Here is a 15258-nt window from a genome sequence, read left to right as displayed (position 1 = left end):
TCTCAACTTCAATTCTGTCGCGTCAGCGCGGCCAGGTCGCGCTCGATGACCGGGACCGCCCGCTGTGCGGCGTTGTTGGCCGCGTGCCCCATGGCCTTGGACGAGATGGTCGCCCCCGAGATGCCGTCGATCTCCCAGGGCCGGGTCTTGGTGCCGTGCTTGACGGTGACGATGGCGTTCGCGAGTGCGTCGCCCGTGGCGTTCAAGCGGGCATCCAGGGCCTGGAAGTTCTCGAGGAAATCGGGATCGAAGTCCAGCTTGTCGCCAAAGCCCGGCGTCTCGTTCGAATTCAGCACCTTGCTGCCGGTGATGCAGTCGCACTCCGGGTCGTAGGCGAACATGACATTCACTGGACCGGCGTAGCCGAGCGCAGACCCTGTGATGGCGATGCCGATCAGCCCACCGTCCGCGTCGTAGGCCCCGTAGACGAGTGCTCCCTCAGCACCCTCCTCTGCCGGCGCCAATTCACCATCCGCCGTAATCACGAAGTCGCGCTTGGCCACGGCCCCGGGAACGACACGAAAGACCGCCTTCTCGGTGAGGACGCGCTGGTTCTCGGCGATGATCGGCAGGGTGAACTGATAGACCAGCGCCACCAGCAGCCCGGAGATCATGGCGATGCTGCCGAGGGTTCGGAGCATTGCCCAGGCGGGCGTGCGCGGCTGCTGTGTCTGGATCTGAGCTTCTAGATTCATGGCTGCAATCTGGACTTCGTTTGGCTCGACCTGCGGTCGGGACCCGCATTGCCGTCGGCCGGTAAACCGCTGGGAGTATCGGCCTCCAGGCCGACACGCCTGTTGACCTGGAGATCGACACGCCTAGGGCCGCTCGGCCTCGCAAGGGTCGGACTAACGGGCATCCGCTTTGCTCCTCTTGGCTGCGCCATAGACGCGCGGCTGCGTCCAGCTCGAGATCAAGGGCCCCACCGCGTTGCCGATCAGGATGGCGTACATCACGCCCTCCACAAGGCCACCAAAGAGCCGAATGATGACCGTGAGGCTGCCGATGAAGAGTCCGTAGATGACCGCGCCACGGGCGGTCACTGGCGAGGCCACCATGTCGCTCGCCATGAACCAGGCCGCCAGCATCAGACCGCCGGAGCCGAGCACGAACCAGGGGGTCGGATAGTGGCCTGGATCGACCAGCCAGAAGGGCAGCGCCGTCAAGGCCGCGCCGGCCAGCACGCTGACCGGAATGCGCCAGTCGAGCATCCGCTGCCAGGCAAGCCAGAGGCCGCAAATCAGGATGAGGAGCGCCGAGGTCTCGCCCGCCGAGCCCGCGATCATGCCGGTGAAGGCGTCGGTGATGGGCGGCTCGATCTGCTGGAACTTCTGAAGCGCCAAGGGCGTGGCCCCGCTCCAGCCGTCGAGCTGCAGGCCCGCGACCCAAGCGTCGACCGGGATCGGCTGCATGAAGGGCAGCGTCAAGGTCGAGGGGATCAGCTCGGTGAAACGGCCCGGCGCAAAGGCCGGCGTCCAGGTGGTGATGGCGACCGGGAAGGCGGCCTGCACGAAGGCGCGCCCCACCAGGGCCGGGTTCATCACGTTGTAGCCGAGCCCGCCGAACAGGGCCTTGCCCAGCGCCACGCCGACGAAGGCGGCGACCGCAGCCATCCACAGCGGGAAACCGGGCGGCAGGGTCAAGCCCAGCAGGAGCCCGGTGATGACCACGGACCAATCCGAAACCGTATTGCCCCGGCCGCTCAGACGCGCGAAAAACCACTCCGTCCAGATGGCGACACCCGTCGTGGTCACCAGCAGCAAGAGCGCACTGAGCCCAAACTGATAGACGGCGAAGGCGCAGATCGGCAGCAGCGCCAGCACCACGGTCCGCATGATCTTGTCGACGGACACCACCCGCTTGAGGTGGGGTGAGGTCCGGATTTCAATGCCTTTATCCATTGGGTCTTCAGTGGTTAGTGATCAATCGTAGGGTGGACGAGCGAGAGCGAAGTCCACCAAATCCCGCGCCGACATTATTGTGCACTCTCGTTCCCACGCTCTGCGTGGGAATGCCGTCACACCGCTCCAGCGGTGTGTAGACAGCGGGCGCGCCGGCGTTGGTGGACTGCGCTGCGCTTGTCCACCCTACACAGCTTCGCGTCCTTCGCGCCTTGGCGGTTCAATCTCCGCAAGTCAGTGCTGCTTCTGCTCGTGGTGCTTCTGGGCATCCCGGTTGATCGACTTGGCGATGCGGAAGTACTGGGTCAGCGGGATGTTGGACGGGCAGACGTAGGAGCAGCAGCCGCACTCGAAGCATTGGTCGAGGTGGTACTCCTCGGCCATGGTCCCGTACTCGCGCGCCGCGGCCAGCTCACCCAGCATGGATGGATTGAGCGAGATCGGGCAGGCGTTCAGGCACTCGCCGCACTTGATACAAGGGTAAACCTGCCGCCGGGCGACATCCGGGGCCTCGGGCTGCAGCGCCACCACGCCGGAGACGGACTTGGTGACCGGCACGTCGAGCGAGGAGACGGCCATGCCCATCATGGGCCCGCCGAGGATGACCTGCCCCACGGGACCGTTGAGCCCAACCTGGTTCAGCAGGAAGCTGATAGGTGTGCCGATCGGCACCATGAAGTTGCCCGGATTGGCGACCGCAGGACCGCTGACGGTCACCACGCGCTCGATGAGTCCGTGACTCTTCGGCAGCAGGTCGCCCATCTGTGCCAATGTGCCGACGTTGAACACGGCCACGCCGACGTCCGCCGTCAATCCGCCCGGCGGGACCTCCAGATCCAGCAGCGCCTTAATGAGCATCTTCTCGGCGCCCTGCGGGTACTTGGTCTGCACCGCTTCGACCGTGATCGGCAGGTCCTTGGGGATGCGGGCGCGCAGATGGGCGACGGCGTCGAGCTTGTTGTCCTCGACCCCGATGATGGCCCGCTCGGCGCGGGTGGCGCGCAGCGCGATCATGATGCCGCGCAGCAGCAAATCGGTCTGCTCCAGCATGATGCGGTGATCGCAGGTGAGATAGGGCTCGCACTCGCAGCCATTCACCACCAGGGTCTGGATCACCCGCCCGGCTGGCGGGTGCATCTTGACGTGGCTCGGAAAGGCGCCGCCGCCCAGGCCGACCAGCCCGGCGTCCTGCACGGCCTGGATGATCTCCTTGGCGTCCATCTGCTCGGGCTCGCGGTGCTCGCCGTAGAGCACCTCCTGACTGGCCGCGTGGTAGACCTTGAGGTAGATCGCCTGGGTCTTGGGGCCTTCCGCCGTCGGTGCCAGGCCGATAGCACGGATCACGCCGGTCGCCGGCGCGTGCATGGGCACGGAGACGAAGTGGTCCGCCACCGCGATGGGCTCGCCACGCACGACCTCCTGACCAACCTTGACGATGGGCACGGCGGGCCGCCCCTTGTGCTGCTGCAAGGGAATGACCAGCTCGTCCGCGAAGGGCAGCCGACGGATCGGCTTGTGCGCCGTCAACTCCTTGTGCTCGACCGGATAGATCCCGTGATCGAAGGTCTTGTGACGCTGGAAGAGACTTTGAAAACTTGAATTCAACCGCTTCATGAGCCCGGACCGACCCGCCTCCACGGCAAGCTTCGAATCCAATACAGCTGTCTGATGCTTCATGGTGACACCGCCGTTCGCGCTAGAACCTGAGACTGCTCCCTACCCTCGCTCCCACGCTCCGCGTGGGAGTGTCTTCACACCGCTCTGGCGGTGAGTGGCCTCGATCGCGACGCTGGAGCGTCGCTGACCCGGCTCCCCCGCGGCGCGGGGGGGCCGGGTCAGATGGGTCGGCCTATCGGTCTTACTGGTACTTCTCGGCGCGCTTGACCAGCTTGTCCAAGCCCGCTTCCGAGGGGTTCCAGGGCATACCTGGGTGGATGCAGTTCGCCGTGCACTTCTCGGCCGCCTTCACGATGTCCTTGAAGGGACCACCCTTGGGATCGACGATCTCGACCTTCTTGTCCGCGTTGTACTTGAAGATCTTGGGGTTGATGCGCACGCACTCGTCGCAGGCGGTGCACTCGGGCGTCTCGACCCAGACCGGCTCCCAATCGGCCGCGGCGTCGTTGCTGCCCGAGCCATTGGCCCCGGCATGCGCGGCACCATTGCCGTTGTGGCCGTTGCCGTTGGCGGGCGTAGCGCCGGTCAGGCCAGCAAGGCCACCGTCGCCGACGGCCATGGCGAGCAGGCTGCTGGTGAGCTTCTGGGCGATCTCCGCCTTGGCCGCGTTGCGCACGGCCTCGACGTCGACCTTGTTCAGCTCGCCGCAGATGCCGCGCAGCTGGGTCCAGAAGTCACGACGCTCCTCGCAGCTCTGCACCAGCTCCTGAGCGACCAGGACACGCATGAGGCGATTCTTGGCATCGACGCCCCAGACATAGGGGAAGAGGCCGTCGCGCTCATCGTCCGCCAGCGCCAGGAACTCGGCGATGGGGGCCATGGAGTCGTTCCAGGTCTCCGGCGGCGCCTTACGGAAGTGCTTGCGGAAGCGGCCTTCCATCATGGCGAAGTCGACGAAGGTGAAGGGGACCTCCATCTCGGCCTCGTTGCCCTTCTCGTCGGTGTACTTCAGCGTCCAGTCGATCCAGTCGGCCTCGACGTCCGGGTTGCCTTCGATCGAGCAGCACTCCTCGAAGCTCGCCCCGGCGTCCGGGTCGTAGCGGAACAGGGGATAGGCGCGCGACTCGACCGCCATGCGGGCATGCTTGTTGGACATGTCGTCGCCGATGCCGTGCTCCGGCTGGCAGGCGGTGTAGACGTTGAACACGGCCGGACGGCGCGCGTTCAGACCGTCGATGTAGCCCTCCAGCAGGTGCGTCAGGTGCGAGGCGGAGCTGTTCAGCACGAAGCTGGTGCGGTGCGCCATGCCGATGAGGCTCATCTCCTTGCGGATCTCGGTCTTGCCCTTCCACTGCTTACCATAGGGCGCCATGTCCGCGACCTGACCGACAAAGCCGGAGGTACAGGACTGCCCGCCGGTGTTGGAGTAGCTCTGGGTGTCGAGCACGAAGATCTTCACCGGGGTCCCCGACATGAGCGCGCGCGAGAGGTTCTGGAAGCCGATGTCGTACATGGCCCCGTCACCGCCGACCGCGACGACCGGCGGGCAGAGCAGCCATTCATCGTCCGTGAACTGCTTCCAGCCGAAGTAGGTCAGGTTGGACTCGGGATCCTGGGCGTTGAACTGGCCCTCCAGCTCCAGGCGGGCCTGGCGGATTGCCTTGAAGCCCTCGCTCATCTTGCGCATGTGGCCTTCGAAGAGACCCATGGCCATGGACGGCGCGTCCTGGAAGAGGTTGTTCGACCAGGGGAAGGGATAGGGGTTGTAGGGGAAGGTCGCGCCCCAGACCGAGCTGCAGCCGGTCGCGTTGACGATGCCCATGTCCGCGCGGCGATGGTCGCCGGCCCCGCTCAGCGACTTGCCCAGGTACTGCGCCTTGAGGTGGCGCAGCTTGTCGAGCAGCCCGGTGACGAACTTGAGCCACTCGGGGTCGACGGGCTGGGCACGCTGGTCGAGCAGTTCGGCCGACAGCTCGGAGAGGGTCAGATCGTTGTCCTTGTGGGCGTCGAGCGCCTTGGTGATGGCCTCACTGTTGCTCAGGTCCATGCTCTGCGCCAGCTTGAGGCGCACATGGGTCTCCAGCCGGTTGATGAGGTCGTCGATCTCGGCCAGGTGACGCTTGACGCGCGGCTGCATCAGGGCCGTGACCGTGGACGTAAAGAGGTGCATGGCCGTCTTCTCGCCGCAGCCCATGCAGGAGCCGTCGCCCGAGACCATGGACTGGTAGTTGCTCTTGTCGAGCAGCAGGGTCTCCAGGGCACCGACCTTCTCGTCAAGGTCCTCGATGCGGATGAAGTCCGGGTCCGTGGTCGGCAGGTCGAGCCAGAACTGCCAGCGGTCCTGCATCTGCTTGATGCTGTCCGCCGTCTGCGGCTCGGCGACCAGGGCGCCGTCGTTACAGACCTCGATGCACTCCATGCAGCCCTTACAGGTGTATGGGTTCACAGTGATGCTGAAGAGCCCGCCGGCGCCCTTCTGCTTCTTCTCGCGACTGGTCCAGTAGGGCTTGGTGATGGCGAGCTGGTAGTCGCCCAGGGCCTCCATCAGGAGCCCGAACTCCTTCTCGGCCGCGGCCTTCTGCTCGGGCTCGCCCTCGAAGGCGGCCAGGGTCTCGAGCACGGCCTGATCCATGAGCGCATGCATGTCGGCCGCTTCGCCGGCGCCCTCGACGAGGGCGCGCAGACGCTTTTCGACGTTGCGGGTCTCGCGGCGCAGATACTGAGTGGGCATGCCGCGCTCGACGCGAGCGATGGCGGTCGCGAAGACATCCGAGATCTTGCTGACCAGACCAGGAATGGCGCTGTCCGGGCAGACCGCGAAGCAGCTGCCGCAGGCGGTGCAGTTCTCCGGCAGGAACTTCGGATAGTCGAAGCGGATCTGCGTCATGTCGCGATAGACGCCGGTGGACGCCGGCATCAAGGAGAGTGCCATGTGCGGATCGGCCAGGTTGTCGCTGCCGCGCCCGGAGGCGTAGAAGGAGCCGGTCTGCTCCCAGAAGCGGTGAACGTCGGAGACGCGACCCTCGTTCTCCGGCAGGGTCTTGAGCATGACCGGCAGGCCGGGCGCCTTGCGGGACATGAGCTGGCCGGCGACCAAGGTTTTCTCGGTGATCTCGACGATCTCGTCGAAACCGCGGCGCACGATGCGCAGGTTGTCCTGCACCACGCGCTCGCCCTTGGCGCCGAACTTGGAGCGCAGCTGCTCCTCGATGGCGGAGAAGAGACCGGCCTCGTCGAGCCCGGCGCGCTCCATCAGGGGCGAGGCCGCGAAGAAGGCGCCCTGGAAGGCATTGCCCTGCATGCGGAACTGCAGCTCGGCGTTGGACGCCTCTTCACGGGCGATCTTGAAGCCGTCGATGTAGAAGACGCGGATCTCATGATCGACGATAAACTTGCGCGCCGCTGGCGGGAAGCTGGCCCACACCTGCTCGGCGCTCTCCAGGCTGGACTGGATGACGAAGCGGCCGCCGCGATCCAGGCCGGCGAGCGGGTTGGAGTGCGTGAAGGCGTTGGGGTCCGGGCTCAGGACCACGTCGACATAGGTGTACTCGCAGTTGAGACGGATGGGCTCGGGCGCGGCCGAGAGGAAGTAGGTGGTCGGCTGCCCCTTCTTCTCCGAGCCGTACTTGGGATTGGCGCGGATGTCGTAGCCCAGCAGGTCGTAGAGGGTCATGGCCAGGTTCTTGCCCGTGGTCACGGCACCCCAGCCGCCGACCGAGTGCATGCGCACGGTCACGGCGCCCTTCGGAAGCAGATTCGGGTTCTCGCTGCCGCGCAGGGCCATGTCGCCGATCGTCGGATAGGCATCGCGCAGCTTCTGGATACGGATCTCGTCCTTCGGATCCGCCGCATCGCGGATGAAGTCGATGGAGAGGTAGTAGAACTTGCGGCGCTTGCCCTCGGGCAGCATGTTCTCGACGGCCGCGATCAGCCCCTCGGGCTGCAGGTCGCGCGAGCCCAGGCCGTAGCAGCCGGAGAAGAGAGGCGGCATGTCGCCCTGCTTGTAGGCCGGGTAGCTCGGATAGGGCAGCTCCTCGCCCTTGGCGGCCATGCCGTTCTCGATGCACTTGGTCAGGGCCGCGCGGGTCTCGCGCATGATCGGCAGGTCTTCCGCGAGCGGCTGATCGGTGCGCTCGAGGATGGCGACGCCCTTCCTACCCCGCAGCAGACGGGCGATGACATCGCCGGGGAAGGGACGGAACATGGTCATGTTGACCACGCCGATCTTGAGCTTACGGGTCTCGCGCAGATAGTCGACCACGGCCTCCGCCTGCGTCACCATGCTGCCTTGCCCCAGGATGATGTAGTCGGCATCCTCACAGCGGTACGGGGTCGCACGCTCGTAGCGGCGCCCGGTCAGCTCATGGAACTCGTCCATGACCTGATCGGTAATCTGCTCGATGTGGTCGAAGAAGTAAGGCCGCTGCGAGGCGACCGACTGCATGTAGGCGTCCTGGTTCTGCACCGTGCCGGACGTGACCGGGTTGTCGACGTCCCAGACCAGGGGCACGCGGCGGCGGGTCGGGCCATAGACCAGACGCTGGGCCGGGGTCGGGCAGTCGATGACGTCGTCCGGGCGTCCCAGGAGCTCCTCGACCAGGGCGCGCTCGGGCACCATCAGGGGCTCGATCAGGTGGGTGGTCAGGAAGCCGTCCTGGCCCACCGCGGCCGGTGTGAGCGACAGCTCGGCGATCTTGCGGGCGATGAGGTTGAGGTCCGCCGCCTCTTGAGCGTTCTTGCCGAAGACCTGGAAGAAGCCGGTGTCGTCGATGCAGTGGTAGTCGTCGTGGGCGCAGTGGACGTTGAGGCTCGACTTGGTGATGGCGCGCGAGCCGATGTTCAGCACATAGGGCAGGCGCTTGCCGACGGCCGCGTAGAGCGACTCGTGCATGAAGGCCACGCCCTGCGCGGACGAGAAGTTGACCGCGCGCAGGCCGGTCATGGACATGCCGGCGGTCACGGCGGCCGCGGCGTGCTCGGACTCGGGCTCCACAAAAATCAGCGGGTTGCCGGAGATGTTCAGGTGGCCCTTGGCCGTCTCCTCGGCCCAGTATTCGCCCATCTGCGTCGAAGGCGTGATCGGATAGGCGCCAGCGGCATCGGAGGCCTCGCGCTCGCACATGATGACGGCGGTGTTGCCGTCCATCGCCATACGGGTGCCAGGGTACTTGTACTGCTTTTCGTCTTTCTTTCCGAACATCGGCCTTCTCTCGTGTTGAGTCACCCTCGGGCGCACCTTGGCCGCTTGGCGGCGCACGCGCGGGGTGGATCTGTTCGTTATCGTCGGATCAGGTCATCGGCCTCCTTGCACCGAATCTTTGATCGCCCTCTAAATCAATCTCGAGCAGGGGGGCGCCCGGGAGCCTGCTGGCTCAGGCTCATCCCACCGGCAGCGCCCGCTTGCGAAGCACTTTTCGGGCATCGCGTCCCTTGAGGACAGCGCCGTCTTCTTCCAGCCAGACGATCGCGCCCGTGGGGCAGCGCTCGATAGCGACCTTGGAGGCCAGGCTATTGTTGGAGTAGTCGATGACCGCCAGGTTGTTGTGGATGGTGATGAGACCCTCCGGCGAATCCTGCTCGCAGCGGCCACAGGCGGTGCAGGCCACTTCGCAGTGGTGCTCGGCGAGGTCGCCGAACTCCAGATTGAGGCAGGCCACCCAGAGCCGGTGACTCACCGGATGCAAGCTGAAGAGATCCTTGGGGCAGACCGTCACGCAGTCGCCGCAAGCGGTGCACTTGTCCTCGATCACCACTGGAATGCCTTGGGCATTCATAGAGATGGCATCGAACTCACACACCACCTCACAGTCCCCGAAGCCCAGACAGCCCCAGGAGCAGCCGCGGCCGCCGCCCGAGACTAGGGCTGCGGCACGACAGGACTTCATCCCCGTATAGTTGGCACGCACATAGGCCACGTTGCCGCCGCCGGCGCACGCCAACCGGGCCACGCGCTTCTCGCTCGCGCCCATATCCACGCCGAGGAAGTCGGCGATAATCTGATTCATCGACTTGGAGTTCGCCGTGCAGCGCGAGGGCTCCGTCTCGCCCTTCACCAGCATCTCGGCAAAAGGCCGACAGCCGGCCGTGCCGCAGGCACCGCAATTGGCCATGGGCAGCAGGCCCTCGACCTGGTCGATGCGCGGATCTTCGAAAACGTAAAGCCGCTTGTTTGCGATGACCAATAGCAAGGCGAGTAGCGCGCCTAGCGCGGTCATGAAGCCCACGGCGGTCAAAATGGTTGCCATAAACTGCTAGTCCGGCGAAGGGCAAACAGGGGAGCGCGGACCCGGAGGGTAAGTACCGCATCACCAAGCTCAGGATTCCGGCAAGGCACCGGTCATCGCTGAAGAAGGGCAGCGCAGAGACGCCACCGCAAAGAACGTGGGCAGTTTACGGAATTGTTATCTATTAAAATTGGTAATTATGTAAATCGTCAGTATTGAAATCGCACAAAGATCGAGATAAATCAGTCAGTCAGCGACCAAGGGCGACCCGAGCACGGGACGATTTTGGGGCAATGCTGGCGACTGGCGGCGTCGATCATCGTTTCGGCCAGTTGTCTCCCGTGGACAAGCGCAGCGCAGTCCACCAACACCGGCGCGGGATTCGGTGGACTTCGCTCGCGCTCGTCCACCCGCCCGACTGATGACCAAGGCCCGGCTGGCGGCTGGCGGCTGGCGGCTGGCGGCTGGCGGCTGGCGGCTGGCGGCCGAGCTTACTCGAAACCGTCGACGACACCTGTGACCAGGCCGGTCGCCAAGGCCTCGGGGATGGGGATGAGCAGGATCTGGTCGTTGGGAACGGCCGCAGCCGCGATGGCGACATCGGCGTCGATGCCCATCTCGCGCAGATAGAGGAAGGAGTCCGCGACATAGAGCTGTCCGCCCTCGTGCGTGCTGTAGCGGCTCGGCACCTTGCTCTGGTGCACACCCAGCTTTGCATCGCCCGTGACATAGCGCTCGACGCCACCCGCCAGGACATCCACGCAGGCCGAGGCGCAGTAGCCGTCGACCGCGGTGCGCAGGCCGTTCGCGCGCAGATAGCGACCGAGCGTGCGCGCTTCGTAGACCGAGCCGCCCGGGCTATTGATGACGAGACCGATGGCCTTGCGCCGGCGCAGCTCGGCGGCCGTCCGCTTGGCGAAGCCTGGGGTGATCTCGACGCCGTCGATGCGCAGCCAGACGGTGCGCAGCCTGCCATCCGGCTCGAAGCGCACCAAGGCGGAGACCACACCCGTTACCCGCTGGAGCTGCTGGCAGGCAGCGACGGCACGCGCAACCAGATCCGAGGGGCTGTCCTGGTAATCCTGGGCGAGCTGGCTCGAGCGCTCGATGATCGACTCGACGGGGATCTTGTAGGTGTCCGCCGCCACGATGACCACGGTGTCGGTCACGGCCACATCGTTCCACTGCCCGACCCGCAGCAAGTGACAGGCGGCGATCATCGAGAGCCGCTCACCGCGGCTCAAGCTGGCGGCTTCGTCGCCATCCCCCGCCTTTCCAGTCCCGATTGGCGAGCAGCCCGCAAGGGGGAGCAGCCCCAAAACGGCGACGAGGATGACGACGAGCCGCGGCATTCAGATCAGGTCCGCGTCTCGACCCCGTGCTGGCGCAGATAGGTCTTCACGGCCTCGATCGGGACCTCCCGACGATGGAAGATACCCGCCGCCAAGGCGGCCTCGACACCTGTGGCCGCGAAGACCTCGGCGAAATGCTCGACGCAGCCCGCACCGCTCGAGGCGATGACCGGGATGCTCACCGCCTCACGAACGGCGCGAATCAGCTCGATGTCGAAGCCCACCCCGGTGCCGTCGCGGTCGATGGAGTTCAGGAGGATCTCTCCAGCGCCAAGATCCTCGCAGGCACGCGCCAGCTCGACGACGTCCACGTCGCTCCCCTCGCGTCCGCCCTTCACCGTGCACTGAAACCAGCAGTAGCGCTCGCCGTTCGGCCCAGGCACCTGGGTTGCGACCGTGTCGTGGTCGGTCACGCTCGGCGCGTCCACGTAGACGCGGCGAGGATCGATCGAGATAACGACGGCCTGATTGCCGTAGACCTCGGCGATCTGCTCGATGGCGGTGCTACCGTCCTTGACGCCGCCCCGCGCCTTGTAGGCCTCGACGGCATAGACGGCGTCCGAGCCGATGGAGATCTTGTCGGCGCCCGAGCGGAAATACTCGTCCGCCACGCTGAGGGCCGAATAGTGCTTGCCGTTGGCGTCGGTGAACTCACGGATACCGCCGCCGATGGTGAGCGGAACGAAGACGTTCTCCGAGGTCCGCTTCAGAACCTCCAGCATCGGCTGATCCGACAGCGGGAAGTCGCGAAAGCCGGTGATGTTGAGGAAGGTGATCTCGTCCGCGCCCTCCTCGTAGTAGCGCTGGGCCAGCTCGACGGGCTTGCCCAGGTTGCGGACCTCGCCCGACTCGCGCACGTCGTACTGATCGCCCTTGGTGACGACCAAGTCGCCCGCGTCGTTGGAGCGCACGTCGAGACAGGCGATGATGCGCTTGGCAAAGTGCGTCGGCGCCCGCGTGGCTGGGCGCTCCAGGTCCGGGGTCAGCGTATCCTCGCCGGCCAGGAAGTGGCGCAGCAGACGCAGGCCGGCCTCGCCGCTCTTCTCGGGGTGGAACTGAACCGCACCGACCCGTCCCTTCTGGACGGCGCTGAGGAAGGGTGCGCCATAGTCCGTGGTCGCAAGCCGCCAATCGGCGTTCTCAGGACTCGGCTCGGCGCGGTAAGAATGCACGAAATAGAGCTTTTCACCCGCATAGTCGGCGAAGAGCGGAGAGGCGCGCTCGACCCGCACGTCGTTCCATCCCATGTGGGGCACGGAGAGCGCCTCATGGTCGAAGCGTCGAATCCGCCCCGGAATCAGGCCGAGCCCTTCGACGCCGGGAGATTCCTCACTGCCCTCGAACAAGGTCTGCAGCCCGATACAGATCCCGAGATAGGGCCTGCCCTCGGCGAGATAGGCCTTGAGTGGCTCGACATAGCCGAGCCGATGCAAACGCTCCATGGCCGCTCCGAAGGCACCCACACCGGGAAAGATCAGACGCTCGGCCTTGAGGATATCCTCGGCCCGCTCGATCTCGGTCAGGGTGAAGCCAAGGGCGTGAATAGCATTGCGCAGACTGCGGACGTTGCCCGCGCCATAGTCCAGGAGCGAAATCATAGGTTGAATCCAGGGGGCTTGATGAGTGAGCGGAGCACCTAACGCTAAGATCGGGGCTCAGAGCGCTATTCTAGCCCCAAGCGCCCCCTCGAATCAGTCGAGCGCGGGATCCTGCTCCCCTGCCAAGGCGGTGCGCTCCAATGCGGTCTCCATGAGGGAGCGCGCACGGGCCGTGCAGGCGCCGATGTAGGCGATGAGCGCAGGGTCTTCGGAGCCGCGCCCGATGCACTCGGCACTGAAGGTCTCGAAGGCGGTCAAGGCCGACACCAGATCGACCAGGTGCCGGGACCAGTCGCAGTCGCCCTCCGATGAGACGGCGGCGAGCCGCGCGAGCTCCCCATCGTCGAACCTGCGCGGCGGCGAGGCACCCAGCCCCTCGAGCACGCTGGCCTGGCGCTCCGGAGCCGCCCTCCCAAGTCCGGACGACATGGCGACGCACTCCTGGCAGACCGTATCCAGGTCCACTGGCGCGCGCCGGGCGATCATGCGCGCCGCGTCCAGCATGCTCAGCGCGGAGCGGGTCGCAAAGCCGTAGATCACCAAGGCACGCTCCGCGCCACAGCTGTGTAGGAGCGGCCCGATCTCGCGCAGGCGCTCGGCTTGCAGGGTCGGCAGCTCGAGCACCAGGACATCGGCCGTCTGCTCCGGCTTGGCCGCTGTCAGCTCCTCGGGCGAGCCGAACAGCCCGACGAAATCGACGCCCTGACGATGGATGGTCTCGGCCTTCAGACGGCCGGCGAGCTGGTGGCCGCAGACCACGACCCGGCAGGCACGCTCGACGCTCGAAAAGCGCTCCGGCAGCTCCGCACCCCGTATCCGCTCGCGCAAATCCTCCAGCGACAGGTTGGCCACGCTGCTGATGGCATCGCCGCCGTCGACCAAGCGCTTGATCAGCGAGAGGCGGCCGACGTCTTCCGCCGCATAGTGCCGCGTGCCTGCCTCGGATCGCACTGGCGTCACCACATGGTAGCGGCGCTCCCAAACGCGTAGGGTATCGGTCGGAACGCCGGTGAGCCGCGAGACGGTCCCGATTCGAAAGGTTTGTCCCGAATCCGGCAGATCACGATCGGCCAAGACAAAAGCCCTCTTAAAGTGTTGACTTAGCGACTGTTCAATGGGACCGATCAGGCGCAACTCCAAGCCTTCCGCGCCTCGCGCCCCTGTCGCTGGGGGGGACGCTCGGGCATGGCCGCGGCGGCTTGCGCCGGGACAGGGGCAGTTGCCGCGGCAGCCTAGCGAAAACGAGAGAGAAAGGCGCTGCGAGACCCCACCCATCCCCTCCGCGCGCCAGGAGCGCATGACATGCAGTAGGATGAGCACCGAGGACATCTTAACCGGCCAGACCGGATTGTTACGCTCTCATGACGACGAGGTGGCAGTTGACTCATCCACTCAAAGCTCTTGGCACCCTGGCTTGCGCGCTCATACTGGGCCTCTCCACGGCGATTCAGGCCGCGGAGGAGGTGCACGTCTACAATTGGAGCGACTACTTCGCGGAGGACACGCTCGCCAGCTTCCAGGAGCGGACGGGAATCCGCCCCGTGCTCGACGTCTATGACGCCAACGAGGTGCTCGAGGCCAAGCTCTTCGCGGGCAGCAGCGGCTATGATCTCATCTTCCCGACCGCGCGCCCCTTCGCGGCGCGTCACATCAAGGCCGGCCTCTATCAGCCGCTGGACAAGTCCAAACTGCCGGGACTCGACAAGCTGGATCCGGAGATCATGGCAAGCCTGGCAGCAGTCGATCCCGGCAACCGCTACCTGGTGCCCTATATGTGGGGCACCTCCGGGCTGGGCGTAAATCCCGCCAAGATCCAGGCCGCCCTGGGCACTGACGCCGACCTGAGCACCTGGGCATTGATCTTCGATCCGGACAAGGCCGCCAAGCTCGCCAGCTGCGGCATCGCCTTGCTCGACGACCCAACGGAGGTCTTCTCGGCCGCACTCGTCTATCTCGGCAAGGATCCGAACAGCCTGGACAAGGCCGATCTGGATGCCGCCGCGGAGCTGATCCGCGCAATCTATCCGCACATCCGCTATTTCCACTCCTCGCAATACATCACGGATCTCGCCAACGGCGACTTCTGCGTCGCGCAGGGCTACTCGGGCGACGTGCTGCAGGCGCAAGAGCGCGCCGAGGAGGCGGACAAGGGCATCGAGGTCGCCTACCGCATCCCGCGCGAAGGCGCCGCCCTCTGGACGGACGTCATGGCCATCCCCAAGGACGCCCCCAATTCAGAGGCCGCCCACGCCTTGATCGCCTATCTGCTCGACCCGCAGGTGATCGCGGAGGTATCGGACTATCTGATTATTCACGAATCTCAGCCGACTCAGCCCCCACCGGCCTAAACTTCAAGTAGGGCAATCGGGTGGAGAGACGCCATGGCACAGAATCAGATTCAGTTTCAGAAGGGCTTGAGTCTACAGCAGTTTCTGGCGGACTACGGAACCGAGGAGCAGTGCGAGCAGGCCCTTGAGCGCTGGCGCTGGCCACAGGGGTTCATCTGCCCGCACTGCGGTCATCAGCACGAACCGGTGCGCCTGCGCACGCGAGCGCTGCTGCAGTG

General features: G+C 65.6%; 10 protein-coding genes. 2 read left to right on the top strand and 8 right to left on the bottom strand.

The window, feature by feature from the left end; all coding sequences use genetic code 11:
• Nucleotides 1-8: 8 nt before the first annotated feature.
• The 8 genes from G3446_RS03590 to G3446_RS03555 form a co-directional block, all read right to left on the bottom strand.
• Entirely contained in the window at nucleotides 9-695 is a 687-nt protein-coding gene (locus G3446_RS03590; RefSeq protein ID WP_164451039.1) for an RnfABCDGE type electron transport complex subunit G, read from the bottom strand.
• A 153-nt stretch (nucleotides 696-848) separates the two neighbouring features.
• The gene (locus tag G3446_RS03585; RefSeq protein WP_164451038.1) at nucleotides 849-1901 is read right to left on the bottom strand and encodes an RnfABCDGE type electron transport complex subunit D; all 1053 of its coding nucleotides are present in this window, start codon (nucleotides 1899-1901) and stop codon (nucleotides 849-851) included.
• Nucleotides 1902-2135: 234 nt separating this feature from the next.
• Complete coding sequence (gene rsxC, locus G3446_RS03580; protein WP_245232285.1) at nucleotides 2136-3515, bottom strand: electron transport complex subunit RsxC; 1380 nt, start codon at nucleotides 3513-3515, stop codon at nucleotides 2136-2138.
• Between the two features lie 244 nt (nucleotides 3516-3759).
• Entirely contained in the window at nucleotides 3760-8718 is a 4959-nt protein-coding gene (locus G3446_RS03575) for a 2-oxoacid:acceptor oxidoreductase family protein (protein WP_164451036.1), read from the bottom strand.
• A gap of 178 nt (nucleotides 8719-8896) precedes the next feature.
• Nucleotides 8897-9763 (bottom strand): RnfABCDGE type electron transport complex subunit B, encoded by an 867-nt coding sequence (locus tag G3446_RS03570; RefSeq protein WP_164451035.1) that lies wholly within the window; start codon nucleotides 9761-9763, stop codon nucleotides 8897-8899.
• Between the two features lie 470 nt (nucleotides 9764-10233).
• Complete coding sequence (locus tag G3446_RS03565) at nucleotides 10234-11094, bottom strand: COG3904 family protein (RefSeq protein ID WP_164451034.1); 861 nt, start codon at nucleotides 11092-11094, stop codon at nucleotides 10234-10236.
• 5 nt (nucleotides 11095-11099) lie between these two features.
• The gene (gene hisF, locus G3446_RS03560) at nucleotides 11100-12692 is read right to left on the bottom strand and encodes an imidazole glycerol phosphate synthase subunit HisF (protein ID WP_164451033.1); all 1593 of its coding nucleotides are present in this window, start codon (nucleotides 12690-12692) and stop codon (nucleotides 11100-11102) included.
• A 93-nt stretch (nucleotides 12693-12785) separates the two neighbouring features.
• A complete protein-coding gene (locus G3446_RS03555; protein ID WP_245232280.1) occupies nucleotides 12786-13766 on the bottom strand; it encodes a MerR family transcriptional regulator in 981 nt (326 codons plus the stop codon).
• Nucleotides 13767-14101: 335 nt separating this feature from the next.
• Here G3446_RS03555 and G3446_RS03550 point away from each other — a divergent pair, with 335 nt between their 5' ends.
• Nucleotides 14102-15040 carry an extracellular solute-binding protein gene (locus G3446_RS03550; RefSeq protein ID WP_245232284.1) on the top strand — a complete coding sequence of 313 codons (939 nt, stop codon included), beginning with the start codon at nucleotides 14102-14104 and terminating at the stop codon, nucleotides 15038-15040.
• 33 nt (nucleotides 15041-15073) lie between these two features.
• A partial coding sequence (locus G3446_RS03545) for a transposase (RefSeq protein ID WP_164451031.1) occupies nucleotides 15074-15258 on the top strand: 185 nt, incomplete at its 3' end.

Origin of the sequence: Thiorhodococcus minor (genome assembly GCF_010820565.1) — a bacterium.
Lineage (GTDB): Bacteria > Pseudomonadota > Gammaproteobacteria > Chromatiales > Chromatiaceae > Thiorhodococcus > Thiorhodococcus minor.
The sequence above is the reverse complement of the archived record's forward strand: the minus strand, read 5'-3'. Positions and strand labels throughout refer to the sequence as shown.

Bases quoted from the DNA above. Each gene is read 5' to 3' on its own strand.
- G3446_RS03590 (WP_164451039.1), bottom strand. From the start codon at position 695: ATGAATCTAGAAGCTCAGATCCAGACACAGCAGCCGCGCACGCCCGCC.
- G3446_RS03585 (WP_164451038.1), bottom strand. From the start codon at position 1,901: ATGGATAAAGGCATTGAAATCCGGACCTCACCCCACCTCAAGCGGGTG.
- rsxC (WP_245232285.1), bottom strand. From the start codon at position 3,515: ATGAAGCGGTTGAATTCAAGTTTTCAAAGTCTCTTCCAGCGTCACAAG.
- G3446_RS03575 (WP_164451036.1), bottom strand. From the start codon at position 8,718: ATGTTCGGAAAGAAAGACGAAAAGCAGTACAAGTACCCTGGCACCCGT.
- G3446_RS03570 (WP_164451035.1), bottom strand. From the start codon at position 9,763: ATGGCAACCATTTTGACCGCCGTGGGCTTCATGACCGCGCTAGGCGCG.
- G3446_RS03565 (WP_164451034.1), bottom strand. From the start codon at position 11,094: ATGCCGCGGCTCGTCGTCATCCTCGTCGCCGTTTTGGGGCTGCTCCCC.
- hisF (WP_164451033.1), bottom strand. From the start codon at position 12,692: ATGATTTCGCTCCTGGACTATGGCGCGGGCAACGTCCGCAGTCTGCGC.